The 22,368-nt window shown below is 69.0% G+C and carries 24 protein-coding genes; 17 read left to right on the forward strand and 7 right to left on the reverse strand.

Features of this window, described 5'->3' with window-relative positions; translation table 11 throughout:
- Positions 1 to 103 precede the first annotated feature (103 nt).
- From rutB to BM066_RS26785, 6 genes are all read left to right on the forward strand, one after another.
- Positions 104 to 799 (forward strand): pyrimidine utilization protein B, encoded by a 696-nt coding sequence (gene rutB / locus BM066_RS02595; protein WP_026176492.1) that lies wholly within the window; start codon positions 104 to 106, stop codon positions 797 to 799.
- A 150-nt stretch (positions 800 to 949) separates the two neighbouring features.
- The gene (gene rutC, locus BM066_RS02600; protein ID WP_018061590.1) at positions 950 to 1,339 is read left to right on the forward strand and encodes a pyrimidine utilization protein C; all 390 of its coding nucleotides are present in this window, start codon (positions 950 to 952) and stop codon (positions 1,337 to 1,339) included.
- A gap of 3 nt (positions 1,340 to 1,342) precedes the next feature.
- Entirely contained in the window at positions 1,343 to 2,143 is an 801-nt protein-coding gene (gene rutD / locus BM066_RS02605; protein ID WP_026176493.1) for a pyrimidine utilization protein D, read from the forward strand.
- Positions 2,144 to 2,308: 165 nt separating this feature from the next.
- Positions 2,309 to 3,370, forward strand: a complete 1,062-nt coding sequence (rutA, locus tag BM066_RS02610; RefSeq protein WP_018061504.1) for a pyrimidine utilization protein A — start codon at positions 2,309 to 2,311, stop codon at positions 3,368 to 3,370.
- A gap of 48 nt (positions 3,371 to 3,418) precedes the next feature.
- The gene (locus BM066_RS02615; RefSeq protein ID WP_018061503.1) at positions 3,419 to 3,598 is read left to right on the forward strand and encodes a hypothetical protein; all 180 of its coding nucleotides are present in this window, start codon (positions 3,419 to 3,421) and stop codon (positions 3,596 to 3,598) included.
- A 153-nt stretch (positions 3,599 to 3,751) separates the two neighbouring features.
- Positions 3,752 to 3,904: a type II toxin-antitoxin system RelE/ParE family toxin gene (locus BM066_RS26785; RefSeq protein WP_255367456.1), complete on the forward strand. Its 153-nt coding sequence runs from the start codon at positions 3,752 to 3,754 to the stop codon at positions 3,902 to 3,904.
- Here BM066_RS26785 and BM066_RS02625 read toward each other — a convergent pair.
- Entirely contained in the window at positions 3,901 to 4,407 is a 507-nt protein-coding gene (locus BM066_RS02625) for an FKBP-type peptidyl-prolyl cis-trans isomerase (protein ID WP_089924157.1), read from the reverse strand. The two genes, BM066_RS26785 and BM066_RS02625, sit on opposite strands and share 4 nt — an antisense overlap.
- A gap of 145 nt (positions 4,408 to 4,552) precedes the next feature.
- Here BM066_RS02625 and BM066_RS26790 point away from each other — a divergent pair, with 145 nt between their 5' ends.
- Entirely contained in the window at positions 4,553 to 4,687 is a 135-nt protein-coding gene (locus BM066_RS26790; RefSeq protein WP_255367449.1) for a hypothetical protein, read from the forward strand.
- Between the two features lie 201 nt (positions 4,688 to 4,888).
- Here the strand turns inward: BM066_RS26790 and BM066_RS02630 are convergent, their stop codons facing one another.
- The 3 genes from BM066_RS02630 to BM066_RS02640 form a co-directional block, all read right to left on the reverse strand.
- On the reverse strand, positions 4,889 to 6,823 hold the full coding sequence (locus tag BM066_RS02630) for a M61 family metallopeptidase (protein WP_018061500.1): 1,935 nt from the start codon (positions 6,821 to 6,823) through the stop codon (positions 4,889 to 4,891).
- A 223-nt stretch (positions 6,824 to 7,046) separates the two neighbouring features.
- The gene (locus tag BM066_RS02635; RefSeq protein ID WP_026176468.1) at positions 7,047 to 7,676 is read right to left on the reverse strand and encodes a hypothetical protein; all 630 of its coding nucleotides are present in this window, start codon (positions 7,674 to 7,676) and stop codon (positions 7,047 to 7,049) included.
- Positions 7,677 to 7,979: 303 nt separating this feature from the next.
- Positions 7,980 to 8,348: a response regulator gene (locus tag BM066_RS02640; RefSeq protein WP_089924160.1), complete on the reverse strand. Its 369-nt coding sequence runs from the start codon at positions 8,346 to 8,348 to the stop codon at positions 7,980 to 7,982.
- 221 nt (positions 8,349 to 8,569) lie between these two features.
- Between BM066_RS02640 and BM066_RS02645 the strand changes: the two genes are divergently transcribed.
- The 5 genes from BM066_RS02645 (at position 8,570) to BM066_RS02665 (ending at position 13,333) form a co-directional block, all read left to right on the forward strand.
- Entirely contained in the window at positions 8,570 to 9,199 is a 630-nt protein-coding gene (locus BM066_RS02645) for a PepSY-associated TM helix domain-containing protein (RefSeq protein ID WP_026176399.1), read from the forward strand.
- Between the two features lie 11 nt (positions 9,200 to 9,210).
- Positions 9,211 to 9,741, forward strand: coding sequence for a DUF2271 domain-containing protein (locus BM066_RS02650; protein WP_018061171.1), 531 nt, complete (start codon positions 9,211 to 9,213; stop codon positions 9,739 to 9,741).
- A gap of 17 nt (positions 9,742 to 9,758) precedes the next feature.
- The gene (locus tag BM066_RS02655; protein ID WP_018061172.1) at positions 9,759 to 10,667 is read left to right on the forward strand and encodes a DUF4198 domain-containing protein; all 909 of its coding nucleotides are present in this window, start codon (positions 9,759 to 9,761) and stop codon (positions 10,665 to 10,667) included.
- Between the two features lie 135 nt (positions 10,668 to 10,802).
- Entirely contained in the window at positions 10,803 to 11,795 is a 993-nt protein-coding gene (locus tag BM066_RS02660) for an FAD:protein FMN transferase (RefSeq protein ID WP_369823219.1), read from the forward strand.
- Positions 11,792 to 13,333 (forward strand): flavodoxin domain-containing protein, encoded by a 1,542-nt coding sequence (locus BM066_RS02665; RefSeq protein ID WP_018061820.1) that lies wholly within the window; start codon positions 11,792 to 11,794, stop codon positions 13,331 to 13,333. Before BM066_RS02660 ends, BM066_RS02665 begins: the two co-directional genes overlap by 4 nt.
- Before the next feature lie 171 nt (positions 13,334 to 13,504).
- On the opposite strand, the gene BM066_RS02670 is transcribed toward BM066_RS02665, so the two are convergent.
- Positions 13,505 to 14,041 (reverse strand): molybdenum cofactor guanylyltransferase, encoded by a 537-nt coding sequence (locus BM066_RS02670; protein WP_018061821.1) that lies wholly within the window; start codon positions 14,039 to 14,041, stop codon positions 13,505 to 13,507.
- Between the two features lie 191 nt (positions 14,042 to 14,232).
- On the opposite strand from BM066_RS02670, the gene BM066_RS02675 reads away from it, so the two are divergent.
- A complete protein-coding gene (locus BM066_RS02675; RefSeq protein WP_018061822.1) occupies positions 14,233 to 15,291 on the forward strand; it encodes a LacI family DNA-binding transcriptional regulator in 1,059 nt (352 codons plus the stop codon).
- A gap of 94 nt (positions 15,292 to 15,385) precedes the next feature.
- Here the strand turns inward: BM066_RS02675 and BM066_RS02680 are convergent, their stop codons facing one another.
- Together BM066_RS02680 and BM066_RS02685 are read right to left on the reverse strand one after the other, a co-directional pair.
- Positions 15,386 to 16,516, reverse strand: a complete 1,131-nt coding sequence (locus tag BM066_RS02680; protein ID WP_018061823.1) for an FAD-dependent oxidoreductase — start codon at positions 16,514 to 16,516, stop codon at positions 15,386 to 15,388.
- 388 nt (positions 16,517 to 16,904) lie between these two features.
- Positions 16,905 to 17,282 (reverse strand): DUF427 domain-containing protein, encoded by a 378-nt coding sequence (locus BM066_RS02685; RefSeq protein ID WP_018061824.1) that lies wholly within the window; start codon positions 17,280 to 17,282, stop codon positions 16,905 to 16,907.
- Between the two features lie 209 nt (positions 17,283 to 17,491).
- Here BM066_RS02685 and BM066_RS02690 point away from each other — a divergent pair, with 209 nt between their 5' ends.
- The 4 genes from BM066_RS02690 to xylD all read left to right on the forward strand — a co-directional run bounded on the left by BM066_RS02690 (position 17,492) and on the right by xylD (position 22,234).
- Positions 17,492 to 18,643, forward strand: coding sequence for a fumarylacetoacetate hydrolase family protein (locus tag BM066_RS02690; RefSeq protein ID WP_018061825.1), 1,152 nt, complete (start codon positions 17,492 to 17,494; stop codon positions 18,641 to 18,643).
- A 23-nt stretch (positions 18,644 to 18,666) separates the two neighbouring features.
- Positions 18,667 to 19,425 (forward strand): D-xylose 1-dehydrogenase, encoded by a 759-nt coding sequence (xylB, locus tag BM066_RS02695; RefSeq protein WP_049801079.1) that lies wholly within the window; start codon positions 18,667 to 18,669, stop codon positions 19,423 to 19,425.
- 165 nt (positions 19,426 to 19,590) lie between these two features.
- A complete protein-coding gene (locus BM066_RS02700; protein ID WP_018061827.1) occupies positions 19,591 to 20,466 on the forward strand; it encodes a D-xylonolactone lactonase in 876 nt (291 codons plus the stop codon).
- Entirely contained in the window at positions 20,453 to 22,234 is a 1,782-nt protein-coding gene (gene xylD, locus BM066_RS02705; protein ID WP_089924163.1) for a xylonate dehydratase XylD, read from the forward strand. The genes BM066_RS02700 and xylD overlap by 14 nt, the downstream gene beginning before the upstream one ends.
- Positions 22,235 to 22,368 lie beyond the last annotated feature (134 nt).

Raw genomic sequence — 22,368 nt, forward strand, 5'->3', positions numbered from 1 at the left:
CCAAGCTCATATCGGCGTTCATCGATCGATTGCGCGCCGCTCCGCGATGGTCTTACCTGCGTCGCTCACCCCCGCGGGACGCTCCCGCGAAAGGATTGGGCCCATGACCACACCTGACGCCCTGATGCTGCCGGCCCGGCCCGAGCCCATCGCCCTGCCGGTCGACAAGACCGCGGTGATCGTCATCGACATGCAGAACGCCTACGCCTCGCCCGGCGGCTATCTGGACCTGGCCGGCTTCGACATCAGCGGCGCGGCGGCGGTGATCGACAAGATCAAGGGCGTGCTGGACGTGGCGCGCGGCGCGGGCATGCCGGTGATCTATTTCCAGAACGGCTGGGACAGCGACTATGTCGAGGCCGGCGGCCCCGGCTCGCCCAACTGGCACAAGTCCAACGCCCTGAAGACCATGCGCGCCCGGCCCGAGCTGCAGGGCAAGCTGCTGGCCAAGGGCGGCTGGGACTACGAACTGGTCGACGCGCTGAAACCCGTCGCCGGCGACATCGTTCTGCACAAGACCCGCTACAGCGGCTTCTTCAACAGCCAGCTGGACAGCGTGCTGCGCTCGCGCGGCGTGCGCCACCTGGTGTTCGTGGGCATCGCCACCAATGTCTGCGTGGAGTCGACGCTGCGCGACGGCTTCTTCCTGGAATATTTCGGCACCGTGCTGGAGGACGCCACCCACCAGGCCGGCCCCGAGTTCGTGCAGCAGGCGGCGCTCTACAACATCGAGAAGTTCTTCGGCTGGGTCTCGACCACGGCGGACTTCAAGGGGGCGGTGGGGCAGCGGGAACCTTAGGAACAAGACCCAAAACCGTTGTCCTCCCGGAAGCCTCGCAGAGGCTGTCCGGGACCCAGGGGACTGGGTGGATGCGGTGCGGTTCACCTGGGTCCCGGACAAGCGCTGCGCGCTTTCCGGGATGACAACCTGAATTGGAAGGGAAGCAAAATGCCCAAGACCGTCATCATCCCGCCCGGCACGGGCACGCCCATCGCGCCGTTCTCGCCGGGCACGCTGGCCGACGGCGTGGTCTATGTCTCGGGCACCCTGGCCTTCGACAAGGACAACAACGTCGCCTTTCCCGACGACGCCGAGGCCCAGACCCGGCAGGTGCTGGAGACCATCAAGTCGGTGATCGAGACCGCCGGCGGCACGATGGACGACGTGACCATGAACCACATCTTCCTGACCGACTGGTCCAACTACCAGACGATCAACAAGGTCTATGCCGAGTATTTCCCCGGCGACAAGCCGGCCCGCTACTGCATCCAGTGCGGCCTGGTGAAGCCCGGCTTCGTGGTCGAGATCGCCTCGGTCGCCCACATCGGCAAGAAGTAGATGATGCGCGGCGGAACCGTCGACGGCCTATACTACGAGGTCCACGGCGGACCGGCGGCCGGTCGCGCGACGGTGATCCTGTCCGCCGGCCTGGGCGGTTCCGGCGCGTTCTGGGCTCCGCAGATGGCGGCGCTGACGAGCCGCTTCCAGGTGGTGCTGTACGACCACCGCGGCACGGGCCGCAGCGTACGGACCCTGACCGACCCGCATTCAGTGGCGGCCATGGGCGACGACATCATCAAGATCATGGACGGGATCGGCCTGGACCGCGCCCACCTGGTGGGCCACGCGGCGGGCGGCAACGCCGGCCTGGCCCTGGCCCTGGACCACCCGGACCGCATCGACAAGCTGGTGGTGGTCAACGGCTGGTCGCGGCCCGATCCGCACATCAGGCGCTGCTTCGACACCCGCCTGGCCCTGCTGAACAACACCGGCATCGCCGCCTATGTGCACGCCCAGCCCCTGTTCCTGTACCCGGCCGACTGGCTCTCCGCCAACCACGCCCGCCTGGAGGCCGAGGAGGTCCACCACATCCACGGCTTCCCGGATCCGGACGTCATGCGCGCCCGCATCCAGGCGCTGCTGGAATTCGACATCGACGCCGACCTGGAGCGCATCGCCTGCCCGGTGCTGGTCAGCGCCAGCGCCGACGACATGCTGGTGCCCCTGGCCTGCTCGCGCCGCCTGGCCGAGCGGCTGCCCAACGCCGTGCTCGACATCGCGCCCTGGGGCGGCCACGGCTTCACCGTGACGGCGCCGGAAGCGTTCAACGCGGCGGTCGTGAACTTCCTGGAGGGGACGTGACGACGCGCTCCGCCCAGATCCTCCCCCTTTGGGGGAGGTGGCCCGAAGGGCCGGAGGGGGTCGGCGCCGCCGCTATTCCCCCTCAGTCGCTCCGCGACAGCTCCCCCAGAGGGGGAGCATCTTCATTGTCGCGCCTCACACCACACAGAAGGGGGCAATAGGTCCATGGAAATCGGCGTCTTCATTCCGATCGGCAACAACGGCTGGCTGATCTCCGAGGCGGCTCCGCAGTACATGCCCAGCTTCGCGCTGAACAAGGAGATCGTGCAGAAGGCCGAGAAGTACGGCTTCGACTTCGCGCTCTCGATGATCAAGCTGCGCGGTTTCGGCGGCAAGACCCAGTTCTGGGAGCACAATCTGGAGAGCTTCACCCTGATGGCCGGCCTGGCGGCCGTGACCGAGAAGATCAAGATCTTCGCCACCGCCGCCACCCTGACCATCCCGCCGGCCATCGTCGCCCGCATGGCCTCGACCATCGACTCGATCGCCCCCGGCCGCTTCGGCATCAACCTGGTGACCGGCTGGCAGAAGGCCGAGTACGACCAGATGGGCCTGTGGCCGGGCGAGCAGCACTATACCGACCGCTACAACTACCTGGCCGAATACGCGACCGTGCTGCGCGAGCTGCTGGACACCGGCGTCAGCGACTTCAAGGGCAAGTACTTCCAGATGACCGACTGCCGGGTCAGCCCGCACCCGGAACAGACCAAGCTGATCTGCGCCGGCTCGTCCAACGAGGGCCTGGCCTTCACCGCCCAATACGCCGACTACAGCTTCGCCCTGGGCAAGGGGACCAACACCCCCGCCGCCTTCGCCTCGGTCAACGACCGGCTGAAGGCCGCCGCCGACAAGACCGGCCGCGACGTGGCCTCCTACATCCTGTTCATGATCATCGCCGACGAGACCGACGAGGCGGCCATGGCCAAGTGGCAGGCCTATCGGGCCGGCGCCGACCAGGAGGCCCTGGCCTGGCTGACCCACCAGGCCGCGCCCAACGCCGCCGCCGGCTCCACCACCAACACCGCCCAGCTGGCGGCGCCGGAATCGGCGGTGAACCTGAACATGGGCACCCTGGTGGGCTCGTACGAGAGCGTCGCGCGGATGCTGGACGAGGTGGCGGCGGTCGAGGGCACGGCCGGGGTGCTGCTGGTGTTCGACGACTTCGTGGCGGGGGTCGAGAACTTCGGGACGCGGATCCAGCCGCTGATGAAGAGCCGGAACGTCTGAAGGGAGGGGCCCCTGCCCCTCTCCGTTCCCCTATGTTAGGCTCAGGCCATGAAGCCCGAACGGTCCATCTTTGACGAGATCGACGTCGACGCCGACATGGCCGCCGACGCCGAAGGCCGGGCCGATCTCGACGCGGGCCGGGTGGTCAGTCATGAGGCCATGAAGGCTTGGCTGCTGTCCTGGGGAACGGCCGAAGAGCTCCCTCCGCCGCAACCCGCCAAAACCTGACAGGCCCTCGGGTCGCGATGAGCGACGATGCAGGCCGCCTCTATCGCGTGATCTGGTCGGTCCGATCGCGGCGCGACATCGAAGGCATCTACGCCTACATCGCCCAGGTCGCGCCCATGGCCTGCATCACGCCTGATCGCCGCCGTCGAGAGCCTGGCCGACCAATCGCATCGCGGACGGGCGCTCTACGGCGACGTCCGCGAGATGGTGGCGATCAGGCCCTATGTCGTGCGCTATCGCGTGAAGGGCCGCGCCGTGCAGATCATCCGGATCAAGCACGGCGCTCAAGAATCCGACGAGGCTTAATCCACCGCCAGCATGTCGATCAGCTGCAGCCGGAACACCAGCACGCTGTTGGCCGGGATCGGGCCGGCGGCGCGTTCGCCATAGGCCAGGTTGGCCGGGATCCACAGGGTCCATTCGTCGCCGACATGCATCATCGGCAGGGCCTCCAGCCAACCCGGGATCAGGCCCTCGGCCGGCATGATCGCCGCCTGGCCGCGCTGGAACGAGCTGTCGAACACCGTGCCGTCCAGCAGCTTGCCCTCGTAGTGCACCTTGACGATGTCGCCCGGCTTCGGGGACTTGCCGGTCTTCGGGCCCGAGGTCGTCACCTTGTACTGCAGGCCCGAGGCCGTGGTGATCACGCCCGGCGCCTTGGCGTTCTTGGCCAGGAACGCCTGGCCCTCGGCCAGGGTCTTGGACGTGTCGACGGCGGCCGACAACTGGGGCGGGGCGGAAGCCTCCTGCGCCAGGACGGGGCTAGACAGCAGGGAAAGGCCCAGGACCAGGCCGGCGATACGGTTCATCGGAGACTCACAGTACAATCTGAAGGAGAAGACATCCGATCGGACGCCTCCGGGTTAACCTTGGGGCGGGAGTTTGAAGCTAGGCTGTCTTCCATGGAACCCGTGGCGGCATCAAGACCGCCCGGTCCGCGAAAGGGAGGACGCCATGGCCGGATATCCTGACCCATCGGCCGACCTGCGTCGCTGGTGGCAGCGCCATCCGTGGGCGGGCCTATATTGCGGCTGGTTGATGATCGGCGGGGCGGTGCTGGTGTTTTCGCGATTGTGGACGGGGTCGTAGGGGGAGCCCATGGATCTTTCCTTCTCCCCCTGCGGGAGAAGGTGTCGGGCCCCGGCTCGCGCGTAGCGCGCGCCCGAGGATAAACTCCGTCGACGGATGAGGGGTCGAAAGACCTATCCGATGGATTTGAGAGACCCCTCACCCGACCTCGCTTCGCGAGGCCCCCTCTCCCGCGAGGGGAGAGGGAAGCGCCGCCCGGCCCTACTTCCGCGCCGTATAGATGTCGTCCAGCCGCGCCGGCGTGCCCTCGATGCGCTCCAGGCGCGGGTACTTCAGGCCGCCGTGGTAGTCGATCTTGACCGTCCGGTAGCGCTCGCCGTCCTTGACCAGCAGCTCGACGACCGGGGCGTCGGCCTTGGCCGTGGCCTTGACCGCGTCCTTGATCAGGTCGTCGGAATAGGCCGTGCCGTTGACCGCGACGATCGTCTCGCCCGCCGTCAGGCCCGCCTTGAAGGCCGGGGTGTCCCAGTTGACGCCCGACAGCACGCCGCCGGCGCCGACCGTGATCCCCAGCGAATAGTTGAGGTTGACGATCTTGCCCTTGGTTTCGGTCGCCTTGAAATATTCGGTCGGGGTGTCGGTATAGACCAGCTTGTAGCCGCCGCGGGTCAGGCCATCCAGCGGGGCGTGCTCCGACAGGCCCTCCACGCGGGTCTTCAGGAAGGTCGCCCAGTCGTAGGGAACCACGCCGTTCAGGGTCTGGACCACGGTGTCGAAATCGTAGGTCAGCACCACGTACGAGCCGTTCTCGACGCCGAAGAAGGCCTTGGCGAAATCGTCCAGCGACTTCTTGCCGCCGGTCTTCTCGCGGATCAGCGTGTCGGCGTCGAGCCAGATCAGTTGGCCTTCCGAATAGTAGTCCTCGCTGCGCTGCCAGCTGGTCCACGAGGCCGGCTTGCGGTTGGCGATGATCGGGTCGTTGGTGGTGTCCAGCACGTTGCGCCAGTTGCGGCCGGCGCGGGTGTCGTAGAGGGCGGCGGTGGCGGCCAGGGCCTCCAGGCCCTGCTGCTTGGTGACCAGGCCCGCGCGCGAGGCCAGCACGTTGCCCCAGTACTGGGTCTGGCCCTCGTAGACCCACATCAGGCTGTCGCGCATCGGCTCGTTCAGCGTCGGGGTGTAGAGGTCCGCGCCGCGGCGGAACTTGCCGTTCCACGAGTGGGTGTATTCGTGGGCCAGCAGGTCGCGGCCGACATAGGTCTTGTCCCAGTCGGTGAAATACTTGGGGACCACGCCGTTCTCGCTGGAGCGGTGATGCTCCAGGCCGATGCCGCCCATCTTGTCGGTCAGGGCCAGCAGGAAGTCGTAGTGGTCGTAGTGGTGCGAGCCGTACAGCTTGTAGGCCTGCTGCACCAGGTTGCGGTGGATCTGCAGCTGCTCGGGCTTGATCTCCAGATATTCCGGCTTGTCGGCGACGATGTTCAGGCGCACCGGCACGGGGCCGTTCGGATCCAGGTCGACCTGCTTGTAGTAGCGGCCGGCGAACATCGGCGAGTCGACCAGGGTCTCGAAGGTCGTGGTCTTGAAGGTGGTGGCCTGGCCGCTGGTCGAGGCCTTCTCCAGCGCGGTGCCGAAGCCCCAGCCCTCCGGCAGCTTGACGGTCGGCTCGATCTGGATGCGGCGGGTGTAGTAGCCGGCCGGGTAGAAGCCCAGCTGCAGCCACTGCACGTTCAGCATGTCGTCGGTCACCTCGATGCGGCCGACGTCGGGCTTCACCGCGGTCAGGAACTGGAAGCTGACCTGGATCTCGGTCGCGCCGTCCGGCACGTCGAAGTGAAAGGCGTGGACGGCGACCGGATCGCGGGTCCACGGCAGGGTCTTGCCGTTGGCGGTGATCACCAGCCCGGCCAGCTTGTCCAGGTCGTTGCGGGGCGAGTGGCCGCCGGGAACCCATTGCGGATAGAGGATGGTCATCGGCCCGGCCTTGGCCACCGGGATCGTCTCGCGGACCTGGAAGATCTTGCGGTCAAGGTCGGTGGCGTCGACCGACAGCTTCAGTACGCCGGGATAGGCCACGTCCTGGGCGGCGGCGATCGGCGGGGTCGGCGGGGCCTGGACCGGAAGGCGCTCCTGGGCGAAGGCCGCCCCGAAGCTCAGCGACAGGGCGACGGCGGAGGCGGTAAAGAACAGCGTTTTCAAGAAACGACCCCAATGCGACGCGCGGGCGTCCTCCCGCGACGAAAGGCGGCATACTTCTCCTCTAAAGCAGGGCTTGTCGAGGTCGTCCGTCGCAGCGGTTGATCCATTGGCCGCTTTTTGGGGTGAGCTTGCCAGGCGGGCGCCGACTGACTTCGGGCGATCCGCGTTATCGGAGGGGATGATCACGCGATCAATGGGATGCTGATCGGCGGTAGGCCTGATCTCAGGGAGGCGGCTCCGCACTCAAAAGCCAACCGACTACCATCCGCTCGAAATCAACATAGGGTACGGTATCGGGGTCGAATTCCAGGTCAGCCGCGAGCATCGGAAGATCTGCCATGAATGACTGAAAGAGCCGCGACACACGATCTGCACTCGGGAGCTGTCGCCGCGAAACATTGGCCAGCCAGTCTCGCGTCTTGCGCAGTGCTGTAACGGCATCGCCGTCGTGACCATGGATGTCCATACCGGCGAGGTCGGAGATGAAGCGTTGATAACGGTAGCGCCCGACATCCAAGATCAGGAGGCGCTTGGCGCTTTGGCCTTGGCCACCGAACCGCTTGGCGCCTAGGAACAAGCCCAACTCCAAGGGCATGTTGAAGCGCGGGAGCTGGTAGACGTCGTCAAGCTCGGTTCGCGACAGGTCGTGGATGCCGTACCGGCATTCGCCGATCAAGCCATAGAGCTTATCGATCCGGGTTTGACCGCCGTCGTCGAGCTCCATCGCCGATCGAGGGCGGAAGCCGCAAGCGTAAATGGCGAAAATGATCGCTCTGAAGGTCGGATTATACGCGCGATCAAACGGACAATTGATGAAAACGTCATCGACCGATGTCCCCGCGCGCGGAGCCAAGAGCTACTTCTTTTTGCCTTGGATGTCCTGAGCAGCGCGGCTGGCTTCTCGAACCGTGATGGAACTGCCTTTCGATGCAGGACTTAAAATGAACCGTCCCGTAGCCGCACTGCGGCCAGCCACCATGCCGCCATGTTTTCCAGACTTCGATGGGGCCTGGTTGGTTCGAGTTGCCATACGAAGAATGTGCGTAGTCGATCTACAAACAGCAAGAGATAAATAGCTGGCTGTCTCCTGATGTCGCCGCGCCCAGCATGGGCATCCGCTGGGCTCTACGGCGGTCCGGCTTACTTCCGCTCATTCCTAAGCCGCCGCGTCGAACCGCGCCTCCAGCGCCCGCACCGCGCCCAGCAGGCGGCCGGGGGTGATCGGCTTTTCGAGGCGGGCGTCGCCGCGCTCGTCGTCCTTCAGCAGGTGCTCGTCGCGGGCCGAGGCCAGCAGCACGGCGGTGCGCGCCCCCCGCCGGCGACGCGTGGCCTTGATCAGCTCGCCGCCGTTCATGCGCGGCATGACGAAGTCGGTGATCAGCAGGTCCGGGTCGAAGGCGTCCATGGCCTCCAGCGCCTGCTGGCCGTCGCGGCAGATCAGCACGTCGAAGCCCGCTTCGCGCAGGGTGATCTCGTGAATGGTGGCCAGGAGGATGTCATCCTCCGCGACTAGGATCTTGTGCAACGCCCGCCCCGACATGCTTAACGACTGATTAAACACGATTAGCCCGGCCCTACGGCGCCGTCGCCGTGCGCTATCGTCGCAGTCGGCAACCCAGAAGCCCCTTTATTTTATGGGGAAACTCGCGCGTGTGATCATGATCGCGCGGGAAGGCTTGCTTTTGCAAGTCGTTCTCAAGTATGGGCTTGGAGCTCAGCCAAAAAGCCCTCGCGCCCCCGGATTTCGTGAAGACCGCACCCGCCCAGCAAAGCCGCTCGTTCTGGCTCAAGCAGCTGCACCAGTGGCACTGGATCAGCGCCGCGATCAGCCTGGTCGGCCTGCTGTGCTTTTCGGTCACCGGCTTCACCCTGAACCACGCCGGCCAGATCGAGGCCCAGCCCAAGGTCGTCGACCGCAAGGCCGCCCTGCCCGCCGACCTGCTGGCCCAGCTGGCCAAGGGCCCCGTGGAGGGCAAGCGCCCCCTGCCGATCCGGGTCGAGGCCTGGCTGGACAAGGCCGTCGACGCCGACATCGCCGGCCGCGAGGGCGAATGGTCGCAGGAGGAGGTCTATGTCGCCCTGGCCCGCCCCGGCGGCGACGCCTGGATCAGCATCGACCGCGCGAGCGGCGCGGTGGAGCACGAGAAGACCACGCGCGGCGTGATCAGCCTGCTCAACGACCTGCACAAGGGCCGCAACGCCGGCAGGGCCTGGGGCTGGTTCATCGACCTCTTCGCCGGGGCCTGCGTGGTGTTCGCGGTCACCGGCCTGATCCTGCTGCAGTTCCACGCCCGGGCCCGGCCCCTGACCTGGCCCCTGGTGGCCGGCGGGCTGGTGATCCCGCTGCTGCTCGTCATCCTTTTCGTCCACCTGTGAGGCGTCCCGCCATGAAGCGTTCCCCCCCGAAGCTTTCGATGTCCCTGCTGACCTTCGCCGGCGCCGCGGTCGCCACGCCCGCCCTGGCCGCCGACCTCGCCGTCACCGTCGAGGTCCCGCGCCTGACGGTCGCCGAGTACCACAAGCCCTATGTGTCGATCTGGATCGAGAACCCGGCCGACGCCACCGCCGCCGGCACCCTGGCGGTCTGGTACGACGCCGGCTCCAAGGAGGACAAGGGCGTCAAGTGGCTGAAGGACATGCGCCAATGGTGGCGCAAGGCCGGCCGCGCCATGAGCTTCCCGGCCGACGGGATCAGCGGCGCCACCCGCGCGCCCGGCCCGCAGAAGCTGCTGTTCAGCGGCGCCAAGGGCCCGCTGAAGGACCTCAAGCCCGGCCAGTACAACCTGGTGGTCGAGGCCGCCCGCGAGGTCGGCGGCCAGGAAGCCGTCCGCGTCCCGTTCGCCTGGGGCAAGCCGGGCAAGCCCGCCGTCGCCAAGGGCGCGACCGAGGTCGGCGCCGTCACCGTCGCCGTCAAATAGGATCCGAGAGAACCGCCATGCCCTTCAAGACGCGCCTTCTCGCCGTCGTCGCTCCCCTGACCTTCGGCGTCGCCCTGGCCCTGCCGCTGCTCGTCCCGTCGACCGCCAGCGCCCATCGCGGCTGGATGGTCCCCTCGGCCACCGTGCTGTCGGGCGAAGGCGCCTGGGTCGGGGTCGACGCGGCCGTCTCCAACGAGCTGTTCTACGCCGACCACAACCCGATGCGCCTGGACGCCGTGGTCGTGACCGCCCCGGACGGTTCGGTCGAGAAGATCCAGAACCCGGCCACCGGCAAGTACCGCTCGACCTTCGACGTCCAGCTGGCCAAGCCGGGCACCTACAAGATCGGCTCGGCGGTCAGCACCATCACGGCCAGCTGGACGCAGGACGGCCAGGTCAAGCGCTTCCGCGGCTCGCCGGAGGACTTCGCCAGGCAGGTCCCGGCCGCCGCCGCCGACCTGAAGACCATCAAGAGCTTCAACCGCAACGAAACCTTCGTCACCCGCGACGCCCCCACCACCACGGTGTTCGCGCCGACCGGCAAAGGGCTGGAGCTGGTCCCGGTGACCCATCCCAACGACCTGGTGGCCGGCGAGGCGGCGACCTTCAGGTTCCTGCTCGATGGCAAGCCGGCCGCCGACCTGGAGGTGACCTTCGCCCCCGGCAATTCGCGCTATCGCGCCGCGCCCGGCGACTTCAAGGTCAGGACCGGAGCCGACGGGTCGTTCAAGGTCACCTTCCCGGAAGCGGGCATGTACTGGATGAACGCCGTCGTTCGCACCGGCGAGACCGGTCGCGGGCCGGGCGGCCCGGGCATGGGCGGCCCCGGGGTCGCCCCCGGCGGCGCTCAGCCCCCCGCGACGCCCCTGGCCGGCGACGGCATGAGCGCCAGCTACACCGCCACGCTCGAAGCGCTGCTGCCGTAACCCCTACTGCTGTCATCCCGGAAACGGCGCGGCCGTTATCCGGGACCGACTTGGAGCGCCGCGCTTCGGGTCGGTCCCGGTTCCCCCCCCCCCCGGCCTTCGCCGGGGTCCGCCCAGGATGACAGGGATCGTGAAATGACCCGCGTCCTCGTCCCCCAGCTCGCCGAGCCCCCCGCCCGCCCGATCGGAGGCGCGGTGCTGGCGCTTGGCGGCCAGACGATGGGCACGACCTGGTCGGTCAAGCTGGTGGCCCCGCCGACCGCCGACGCCCGGGCCCTGACCGCCCTGGCCCAGCGCGAGCTGGACAGCGTCGTTCGGCAGATGAGCCCGTGGGATCCGCTGTCGGACCTGTCGCGCTGCAACCGCGCCGCCGCCGGCAGCTGGACGCCCCTGCCGCCGGCCTTCGCCCGGGTGCTGCGCCGCGCGCTGGTGGTCGCCGAGGCCACGGACGGCGCCTTCGATCCGACCCTGGGGGCCCTGGTCGACCTCTGGGGCTTCGGGCCCCGCCCGTTCTCCGGCGCGCCGCCGGAAGCCGCCGATGTCGCCAAGGCCCGCGAGGTCGCCGGCTGGCGCCACGTCGCCCTGGACGGCGACAGCCTGTTCCAGCCGGGCGGCCTGCGCCTGGACCTCAACGGCATAGCCAAGGGCTTCGCGGTCGACCAGGTGGCCGCCGCCCTCGACCGGGCCGGGGTCCGCTCGTACCTGGTCGAGGTCGGGGGCGAGCTGCGCGGAACCGGCGCCAAGCCCGACGGCCAGCCCTGGTGGGTCGAGCTGGAGCGTCCGCCGACGGCCAATGACGGCTTGCGCACCCTGATCGCCCTGCACGGCCTGTCGGCGGCCACCTCCGGCGACTACCGCCGGTTCTTCGAGCATGGCGGCCGCCGCTACGCCCACACCCTGGACCCGGCCGCCGCCGCGCCGGTCGCCCATCCCACGGTCAGCGTCACGGTGCTGGCCGAGAGCTGCATGGACGCCGACGCCTGGGCCACGGCCCTGACCGTGATGGCGCCCGACGCCGCCCTGGCCTTCGCCGCCGCCCACAGCCTGGCCGCGATGATCCTGGCGCGCGGCCCGGCCGGCCTGGAGGAGCGCCTGTCGCCGGCCCTGGCGGCGATGCTCGACCCATGACCGGCGGGTGGGAAGCCCTGACGCCCGAGGCTCGTCGCCTGTGGGCCGCCGGCGTGGTCGTCTGCGCCTATGTCCTGTTCTGCCTGGCCATCGCCTGGCGCGAGACCCTGCGCCGCCGCGCCGCCCGCCGCGCGGCCCAGGCCCTGGCGGCCGGGACCGGCGCGAGCGTCCTGGTCGTCCACGCCAGCCAGACCGGCTTCGCCGAGGAACTGGCCCTGGCCACCGCCCGGCTGCTGGGCGACGCCGGCGCCCGAGTGACGCTGAAGAGCCTGGCGGAGGTGACCCGGCCGGACCTGGCCGCCGCCGGCCGAGCCCTGTTCGTGGTCAGCACCACCGGCGAGGGCGACGCCCCCGACACTGCCCGCCGCTTCATCCGCGACGTGATGAGCGGCGAGCCCGCCCTGCACGGCCTGAGCTACGGCGTGCTGGCCCTGGGCGACAGCAGCTATGCGCAGTTCTGCGCCTTCGGCCGGACCCTGGACGCCTGGCTGGCCCGCCACGGGGCCGCGCCGCTGTTCGACCGGGTCGAGGTCGACGACGGCGATCCGGCCGCCCTGCGCCACTGGCAGTCGCATGTCGGCGTGCTGGCCGGCGTCACCGACGCGCCCGACTGGACTCGCCCGCGCTACGGCCGCTGGCGGCTGGCCGAGCGCCGGCGGCTGAACCCGGGCAGCCCCGGCGACGCGGCGTTCCATATCCGGCTGGAGCCGCTCGCCGCCGTCGCCTGGGAGGCCGGCGACATCCTGGAAGTCGGGCCGCGCAACAACCCGGCCGAGGTCGCGGCCCTGCTGGCCCGGCGGGGGCTGGATCCGTCGGCCCCGGTCGTCGCCGAGGAGGCCCCGACCCTGGCGCAGGCCCTGTCCTGGCGGCGCCTGCCGCACGACGACGGCCCGACGGCCGACACGGCCCAGGCCCTGGTCCACGCCCTGCCGCCCCTGCCCCACCGCGAATATTCGATCGCCTCGCTGCCCGCCGACGGCGGCGTCGAGTTGCTGGTCCGGGCGATGAGGCGGCCTGACGGCCGGCCGGGCCTGGGCTCGGGCTGGCTGACCGCCCACGCCGCCGAAGGGAGCGAGATCGCCGCCCGGGTGCGGACCAACCGCGCCTTCCACGGCCCGCCCGACGACCGGCCGCTGATCCTGATCGGCAACGGCACGGGCCTGGCGGGCCTGCGCGCCCACCTGAAGGCCCGCGCGGCGGCGGGTCGCCATCGCAACTGGCTGGTGTTCGGCGAGCGCACGGCGGCCCACGACTATTTCCACCGCGAGGAGATCGAGGCCTGGCGCGCCGAAGGCGTGCTGCAGCGCGTCGACCTGGCCTTCTCCCGCGACCAGGACCGCAAGGTCTATGTCCAGCACCGCCTGGCGCAGGCCGCCGACGCCCTGCGCACCTGGGTCGCCGACGGGGCGGCGATCTATGTCTGCGGTTCGCTGGAGGGGATGTCGGGCGAGGTCCACGCGACGCTGACGGCCGTGCTGGGAGCCGAGACGATGGAGCGGCTGGCGGACGAGGGGCTGTATCGGCGGGACGTGTACTGAGGGAAGGCGAGGGTCTCTCCAGCACCCCAAACCCTTGTCATCCCGGAAGCCTCGCAGAGGCTGTCCGGGACCCAGGGGACTGGGCGGATGCGGTGCGGTTAACCTGGGTCCCGGACAAGCGCTGCGCGCTTTCCGGGATGACAACGAAAAGGAACGCCGTTCGGGCTCCCCTTAGCGCAGCGCCGCCCGCTCCTCCGGCGTATTGGCCCCCCGCAGCCGCGTTCGCACCGCCTCGTCGCACGGCAGGGCCGTCAGCCCCGCCCGCTCGACCAGCCGCCGCAGCGGCCAGCCAGCCTCGGCGTCGGCCGGCAGGGCGTCCAACGTCACCACCATCGGCACGGGCAGACCCTCGTAGACCGCCCCCGGCTCGGCCGCCGCCAGCAAGGGCGCCAGGTCCTCGGCCGTCACGGTCGGCGCGTCGACCGCCAGCACCAGGGCCCGCGCCAGGCCGTGGGCCGCCAGGGCCCGGGCCCCGGCCAGCACGCCGCCGACCGGTCCGGCGCCGGGGGCCGGGTCGTCGACATGCTCCAGGCCCTGGTCGCGCCCCGCCGTCAGCACCCGCACCGCGCCGGCCGCCGTGGCCAGGGCCGCCACGCGGTCGACCGCCCGTTGGCCGTCCCAGTCCAGCGCCGCCTTGTCGGCGCCCATGCGGCGCGAGGCGCCGCCGGTCAGGATGATCGCTCCAAACGGAGTCGCGTACGAGGTCATGGCGCCAATCTAGGCCAGGCGAAGTTCGCCGTCTGCACCCGCCGGGCCGCGCCGGGTTCGGACGAAGGCCGGAGAAGACAGAAGCCGTGACCGCGCCGTCAGGTCCTCTGTTCGATCAAAGACTTGCGCCTCGTCTTCCAAGACATGGCCGAAACGGTCTAGTGTTCGCCGCGATCAAGGGACGACCATCCATGAACGACCGCAACGAGCGTCAACGCCGCCGCACGACCCAGAGCGCGACCATCCGCGACGTGGCGGCCCTGGCCGGGGTGTCGCCGATGACGGTGTCACGGGTGATCAACCGCGAGACGACGGTCAAGTCCGAGACCAAGGCCCTGGTCGACGCGGCGATCCGCGACCTGAACTACGCCCCCAACCCCGCCGCCCGCAGCCTGGCCGGCTCGGCCCCGTTCCGCATCGGCCTGCTCTACGACAACCCCTCGACCGGCTACCTGTCGGAATTCCTGGTCGGGGCGCTGGACGAGAGCAGCCGCACGGGCGCGCAAGTTGTGATCGAGAAGTGCGCCGAGCCCGAGCTGGCCGGCGCCACCCTGACCCGCCTGCTAAAGACCGGCGTCGACGGCCTGATCCTGCCCGCCCCGCTGTGCGAGAGCCTCACCGTGCTGGCCGAGGTCAAGAAGGCCGGCGCCGCCGCCGTGGCCGTGGCCCCCGGCATGGCCAGCGCCGACATGGCCACCATCCGCATCGACAACCAGGCCGCCGCCTTCGAACTGGCCCAGCACCTGCTGGCCCTGGGCCACAAGCGCTTCGGCATCATCAAGGGCCACCCCAACCAGACGGTCAGCCAGCAGCGTCTGGACGGCTTCCTCGCCGCCCTGAAGGCGGCCGGCGTGCCCGACGACAACGTCCGGATCGAGCAGGGCTATTTCACCTACCGCTCGGGCCTGGAGGCCGCCGAGCGGCTGCTGGGCGAGGACGACCGCCCCTCGGCCATCTTCGCCGGCAACGACGACATGGCCGCGGCCACCGCCGGCGTCGCCCACCGCATGGGCCTGGACGTGCCCGAGGACGTGTCGATCGTCGGCTTCGACGACACCTCGATCGCCGCCAACATCTGGCCGGCCCTGACCACCGTCCACCAGCCGATCGCCGCCATGGCCCGCGCCGCCGTCGACCTGGTGCTGGAAGAGATCCGCCGCAAGCGCGGCAAGGCCGGCGAGCCGCGCCAGCTGATGCATCCGCACACCCTGATCGTGCGGGATTCGACGGGGCCGGCGCCGGAGGGGTGAGGTCGGTGAGGGGTCTGGCCTAGGACCGCTTTCGACCCGCTGCGGACATTCACGATTATCATTGAGGAGCCGGCGGCCTAGGCGCGTCGGCTCCTCATCCTTGGTCATGATTAAAGAGAGCAACCACGCTGTGAGGCGCGGCGGGGCCGAAGAAGAGCTGGTGGTTGCGGGCGGTCTCATCGGCGACTTCCGCGCTTCGGGGAAACAGCTTGCCTTCATACGCCGCGAGCGCGGCGTCGATGTCATCGGGTGTGGCGATGATCGCTTCGGCGAGTTCGGCGCCGTCAAGCAAGGCGAGATTTGCCCCTTCCCCCGCAAAGGGGGACATCAGATGCGCCGCGTCGCCGACCAGGGTCAGGCCGGGCGCGCGCTTCCAGCTATGATCGACTGGAAGCGCAAAGATGGGACGCAGAATGGGGTTTGTGTCGCTTTCCGTAATGAGGGCGGTGAGTTGAGGCGCCCAACCTGCGAACTGTTCAGCAACATGGACAAGACCGGCCCTTGCGTCAGTGAAGTCTAGTGTGGCGAACCAATCCTCCGGCTTGTTCAGGGCGGCGTAGGTGCGAAGCGTTCCGTCTGCATAGCGGTGCGAGAGGATGCCTTTGCCTGGAGCCACGGCCATCAGGGTGCCCGCGCCGATCGCGTCGGCGCTGGCCTTGAGGCGCGTGTCGCCGTCGAACACAGTCGTTTCGATAAACGAGACGCCCGTGTAGCCGGGAGTCGCGTCCGAGAGCAGCGGGCGGACCTTCGACCAAGCGCCGTCGGCGCCCACGAGCAGGCCCGACATGGCCGTGGAGCCATTGGCAAAAATGATTTCGTGCCGCCCGTCTCCGCGCGGCGCGATGGCGGTGACCTTGTGACCCCATTTGATCGCTTGAAACGGGAGAGAGTCGATAAGCATCTGACGAAGATCGCCCCGGTCGATTTCAGGGCGATCCCCTCTGGGGCTCCCGGGCTTGTCGAACAGGATATGGCCGTCCTTTTCGACGATGCGTTTGGCGTCTTCACCGGGGCGAACAAGGCCGAGGAAGGTATCGAGAAGTCCTGCGGCCTTGAGGGCGATCTGGCCATTGTGCTCGTGGATATCGAGCAGTCCTCCCTGCGTTCTTGCGCTCGCGGAAACCTCGGCTTCATAGATCGTCGCCGAGATGCCGTGGAGATGTAGAACACGGGCAAGGGTCAGGCCGCCGAGACCGGCGCCGATGATCGTTATTGGGTCAGGCATAGTCGCGCTCCTGTCGTCGCTTGCCAGCAGCGCCAATAGTCGCTGATCGCAGCGGTGGCCTGATGGTTCAGGCGGTTGGTTTGGGAGACGCTGGCCTGGCCGCGCGAGACGCCTGGCGTGGATGCATGCGACGACCTGGGACAGGCTGTCATTTTCGCGACGGGACTGTCGTTACAGCAATCGAGAGTGCGAAACAATCAGGGCCGTTTTATCGATCCGGGCAAGGCGCGCGACAACGGAGGTGACGGACGTGAACTTCCGACAACCACCCTTCCCTGCCCCTCAGGACGTCCGATCCCAGGATCGGCAAGTTCTAATGGGGGCGCCGGGCGATCGCATCGGAGCTTCACGACCGCCCGATCACGCCGTCACTCCTCGAACGGTCCGGTCAGCCCTCTTCGACGATCCCGTCCACCCGATCCGGATAGAAGGCCAGGTGGTCCTGGATCGCCGCCACCGCCGGATAGGCCGACTCGTAGGTCCAGATCGCGTTGACCGACCGCGCGCCGCCCAGCGGGATGCTGAAATATGAGGCCTCGCCCTTGTAGGGGCAGTAGGTGGCGTGGTCGGTGCGCGCCAGCCGCGCCATGTCGACGTCCTTGCGCGGGATGTACTGCACCGGCGGATAGGACGCTTCCCGCAGCGTCAGAGCGTCGCAGGTGTCGGCGATCACCGCGCCGCCCAGGGTGACGACGACGCGCTTGGAATTGCGGGTGACGGTGATGGGGTGGTCGGGCCCCGGGATCTTGATCGGCCGGTCGGTCATGGCTTTATCCTGTTTGCGCTTGCGCCCTGGAAGTGGTTCCGCATACGCCCGTCCGCCAGGGCCACGCCCGGGAGGCGGCGAGATTCGCCCGTCGCGGCGGGGCTTGCGCTGAACGTCGTGTTAGCGCTAACAACGTGATCTGCGAGTAACGGGGGGCGTGGGCGGCGAGTTAAGACCGGTCCAGCGCGCCCGCCAGGGAGAGACGACCGGTGGCCCTTAGCGATTTCCTTCCCGACGATTGGCGCGACGCGACCCTGCTGGGCCGCATCGATTTCGGCCAGGGTCCGACCCCGGTCCTGGTCCGCGGCGGCCGCGTCGAGGACGTCAGCAAGATCGCCCCGACCACCTCCGACCTGATGAACGCCTTCGCCCCTGGCGCGACGATCCCGCAGGGCGAGGACCTGGGTCCGCTGGAAGCCCTGGACCTGCGCGCCGTGTGGGAGAATCCGGAAGGCGCGGCCGCCAAGCTGCTGGCCCCGGTCGACCTGCAGGTGCTGAAGGCCGCCGGCGTGACCTTCGCGGTCTCGACCCTGGAGCGGGTGATCGAGGAGCGGGCCCGCGGCGACGCCGCCGCCGCCCTGAAGATCCGCGAGCAGCTGTCGGCCAGCATGGGCGGCGACCTGCGCAGCGTGAACCCGGGCTCGGAGGGCGCCGAGCGCCTGAAGCAGACCCTGATCGCCGACGGCCTGTGGTCGCAATATCTGGAAGTGGCCATCGGCCCCGACGCCGAGATCTTCACCAAGGGCCCGACCCTGTCCTCGATGGGCTGGGGCGACCATGTCGGCGTGCGCAGCGACAGCCACTGGAACAATCCCGAGCCGGAGGTCGTGCTGCTGTGCGACGGATCGGGCCGGATCCGCGGCGCCTCGCTGGGCAACGACGTCAACCTGCGCGACTTCGAAGGCCGCTCGGCCCTGCTGCTCAGCAAGGCCAAGGACAACAACGCCTCGTGCTCGATCGGCCCGTTCTTCCGCCTGTTCGACGACGGCTTCAGCCTGGACGACGTCCGCAACGCCGAGGTCACGCTGAAGATCACCGGCCGCGACAACTTCGTGCTGGACGGCCACAGCAACATGAGCCTGATCAGCCGTGATCCCGCCGTCCTCGCGGGGCAGGCGTTCGGCAAGCAGCACCAGTATCCCGACGGCTTCGCCCTGTTCCTGGGCACCATGTTCGCCCCGATCCAGGATCGCGACGCCGTCGGCCAAGGCTTCACCCACAAGGTCGGCGACCGCGTGCGCGTGGCCACCCCGAAGCTGGGCGTTCTCGAGAACGAGGTGACCACCTGCGATCTCGCCGCCCCGTGGACGTTCGGCGTCTCCGCCCTGATCCGCAACCTGGCCGGCCGAGGTCTGCTGTGAACATCGAAGTGAAGCGTCCGCACGTGAGCACCACCTCCTCCTCAGCCATCTATCCCAGCCTGCAGGGCAAGCGCGTCGTCATCACCGGCGGCGGCTCGGGCATCGGCGCCGGCCTCGTCACCGGCTTCGCGCGCCAGGGCTCGGAGGTGATCTTCCTCGACGTGGCCGACGCGGATTCCAAGGCCCTGGCCGAGCAGCTCTCGGGCGCGCCGATCGCGCCGGTCTACATCCGCTGCGACCTGACCGACCTGGACGCGGTGGCCAGGACCTTCGCCGAGATCGGCCCCATCGACGTGCTGGTCAACAACGCCGGCAACGACGACCGCCACAAGCTGGCCGACGTGACGCCCGCCTATTGGGACGAGCGCATCAACGTCAACCTGCGCCACATGCTGTTCTGCACCCAGGCCGTGGCCCCGGGCATGAAGGCGCGCGGCGGCGGTGCGGTGATCAACTTCGGTTCGATCAGCTGGCACCTGGGCCTGGAGGACCTGGTCCTCTACGAAACCGCCAAGGCCGGCATCGAGGGCATGACCCGGGCCCTGGCCCGCGAGCTGGGCCCCGACGACATCCGCGTCACCTGCGTGGTGCCGGGCAACGTCAAGACCAAGCGCCAGGAGAAGTGGTACACGCCCGAGGGCGAGGCCGAGATCGTCAAGGCCCAGGCCCTGAAGGGCCGGCTGGTCCCCGACCACATCGCCTCGCTGGTGATGTTCCTGGCCTCCGACGACGCGTCGCTGTGCACCGGCCACGAATACTGGATCGACGCCGGCTGGCGTTAGTCGCACAAGATTGTCATAGCGGGGTCGACGCCCTCCTCGGTGTCATCCCGGAAGCCTCGTAGAGGCTGTCCGGGACCCAGGGGCGGCCGCACCGCATTCGCCCAGTCCCCTGGGTCCCGGCCCTACGCTTCGCTGCGGCCGGGATGACAACGGAGAGAGACTTAGATGCCTACCCCCACCTGCGTCTGGGATCTGAAAGCCACCCTCGGCGAAGGGCCGATCTGGTCCGCCGAGGAACAGGCCGTGTGGTTCGTCGACATCAAGAGCCACAAGGTCCACCGCTTCCATCCGGCCAGCGGCGAGACGGCCAGCTACGACGCGCCCGACCAGGTGACCTTCCTGGCGCCGCGCGCCGGCGGCGGCTTCGTGGCCGGGCTGAAGAGCGGCCTGCACCACTTCCATCCCGACAGCGGCTTTTCCTTCCTGGGCGAGATCGAGGACGCGGCCCTGGACAACCGCCCCAACGACGCCACCGTCGACGGCGCGGGCCGCCTGTGGTTCGGCACCATGCACGACGCCGAGGAAACCCTGACCGGCGCCCTCTACCGCCTGGACGAGGCCGGCCGCCCCGTTAAGCAGGACGACGGGATCTGCATCACCAACGGCCCCTGCGTCAGCCCCGACGGCAAGACCTTCTACCACACCGACACCCTGGGAAAGATCATCTGGGCCTACGACCTGGACGCCGACGGCGGCCTGTCCAACAAGCGCGAATTCTTCCGCCTGGAGATGGACGACGCCTGGCCCGACGGTTCGGTGGTCGACGCCGAGGGCTTCGTCTGGACGGCCCTGTGGGGCGGCCACGGCGCCCTGCGCCTGTCGCCGAAGGGCGAGGTGGTCGACCGCATCACCCTGGACGCCGTCAACGTCACCAAGCCGTGCTTCGGCGGCCCCGACCTGAAGACCCTGTATTTCACCACCGCCCGCAAGGGCCTGAGCGACGACCAGCTCGCCGCCTACCCCCTGTGCGGCGGCCTGTTCGCCCTGCCCGTCGCCGTCGCCGGCCAGCCCCAGTACGAGGTGCGCCTTGACCGCCCCTAACCGCCAACCCCGCCGGTTCCGCTCGCGCGACTGGTTCGACAATCCCGACCACATCGACATGACCGCCCTCTATCTGGAGCGGTTCATGAACTACGGGATCACGCCGGAGGAGCTGCGCAGCGGCAAGCCGATCATCGGCATCGCCCAGACCGGCAGCGACATCTCGCCGTGCAACCGCATCCACCTGGACCTGGTCACCCGGATCCGCGACGGCATCCGCGACGCCGGCGGCATCCCGATGGAGTTCCCGGTCCATCCGATCTTCGAGAACTGCCGCCGCCCGACCGCGGCCCTGGACCGCAACCTCTCGTACCTGGGCCTGGTCGAGACCCTGCACGGCTATCCGATCGACGCCGTGGTCCTGACCACCGGCTGCGACAAGACCACCCCGGCCTGCCTGATGGCCGCCGCCACGGTCAACATCCCGGCCATCGCCCTGTCGGTGGGGCCGATGCTGAACGGCTGGCACAAGGGCCAGCGCACCGGCTCGGGCACCATCGTCTGGAAGGCCCGCGAGCTGCTGGCGGCCGGCGAGATCGACGAGGCCGAGTTCATCCAGCGCGCCGCCGACAGCGCCCCCTCGGCCGGCCACTGCAACACCATGGGCACGGCCTCGACCATGAACGCCGTGGCCGAGGCCCTGGGCCTGTCCCTGACCGGCTGCGCGGCCATCCCCGCCCCCTATCGCGAGCGCGGCCAGATGGCCTATCGCACGGGCCAGCGGATCGTCGATCTGGCCTACGAGGACATCAAGCCCAAGGACATCCTGACCAAGAAGGCGTTCGAGAACGCCATCGCCCTGGTCGCGGCGGCCGGCGGCTCGACCAACGCCCAGCCGCACATCGCCGCCATGGCCCGCCATGCCGGCCTGGAGATCACCGCCGACGATTGGCGCGCGGCCTACGACATCCCGCTGATCGTCAACATGCAGCCGGCCGGCAAGTATCTGGGCGAGCGCTTCCACCGGGCCGGCGGCGCGCCGGCGGTGCTGTGGGAGCTGCTGCAACAGGGCCGCCTGCACGGCGACGTGCTGACGGTGACCGGCAAGACGATGGCGGAGAACCTGGAAGGTCGCGAGACCAAGGACCGCGAGGTGATCTTCCCCTACGCCCAGCCGCTGGCCGAAAAGGCCGGCTTCCTGGTGCTGAAGGGCAACCTGTTCGACTTCGCGATCATGAAGTCCAGCGTGATCGGCGCCGACTTCCGGGCCCGCTACCTCAGCAAGCCGGGCCAGGAGGACATCTTCGAGGCCCGGGCCGTCGTGTTCGACGGTTCGGACGACTATCACGCCCGGATCAACGACCCGGCGCTGGAGATCGACGAGCACTGCATCCTGGTGATCCGCGGCGCGGGTCCGATCGGCTGGCCCGGCTCGGCGGAGGTCGTCAACATGCAGCCGCCGGACGCCCTGCTGAAGCGCGGGATCATGAGCCTGCCCACCCTGGGCGACGGCCGCCAGTCGGGCACCGCCGACAGCCCCTCGATCCTCAACGCCTCGCCCGAGAGCGCGGTCGGCGGCGGCCTCTCTTGGCTGCGCACCGGCGACACCATCCGCATCGACCTCAACACCGGCCGCTGCGACGCCCTGGTGTCGGAGGTCGAGATCGCCACCCGCAAGGCCGAAGGGATCCCGGCGGTCCCCGAGACCATGACCCCCTGGCAGGAAATCTACCGCGCCCACACGGGCCAGCTGGAGACCGGCGGGGTGCTGGAGTTCGCGGTCAAGTACCAGGACCTGGCCAGCAAGCTGCCGCGGCATAATCACTGATCGGTAGGCTGGAAGGTCGGCGGGCGCCTCGCGCCGACCTTCCTTTTTTGAGCGTGTCCGTCGTCGGGACGGCCGGGTCGACGGGTCTGGCTCGGGCAGCGGGAATCGGTGAGCGCGGCCGAAGCCGTGAAGAG

This window comes from Caulobacter sp. UNC279MFTsu5.1, from assembly GCF_900114015.1.
GTDB lineage: Bacteria > Pseudomonadota > Alphaproteobacteria > Caulobacterales > Caulobacteraceae > Caulobacter.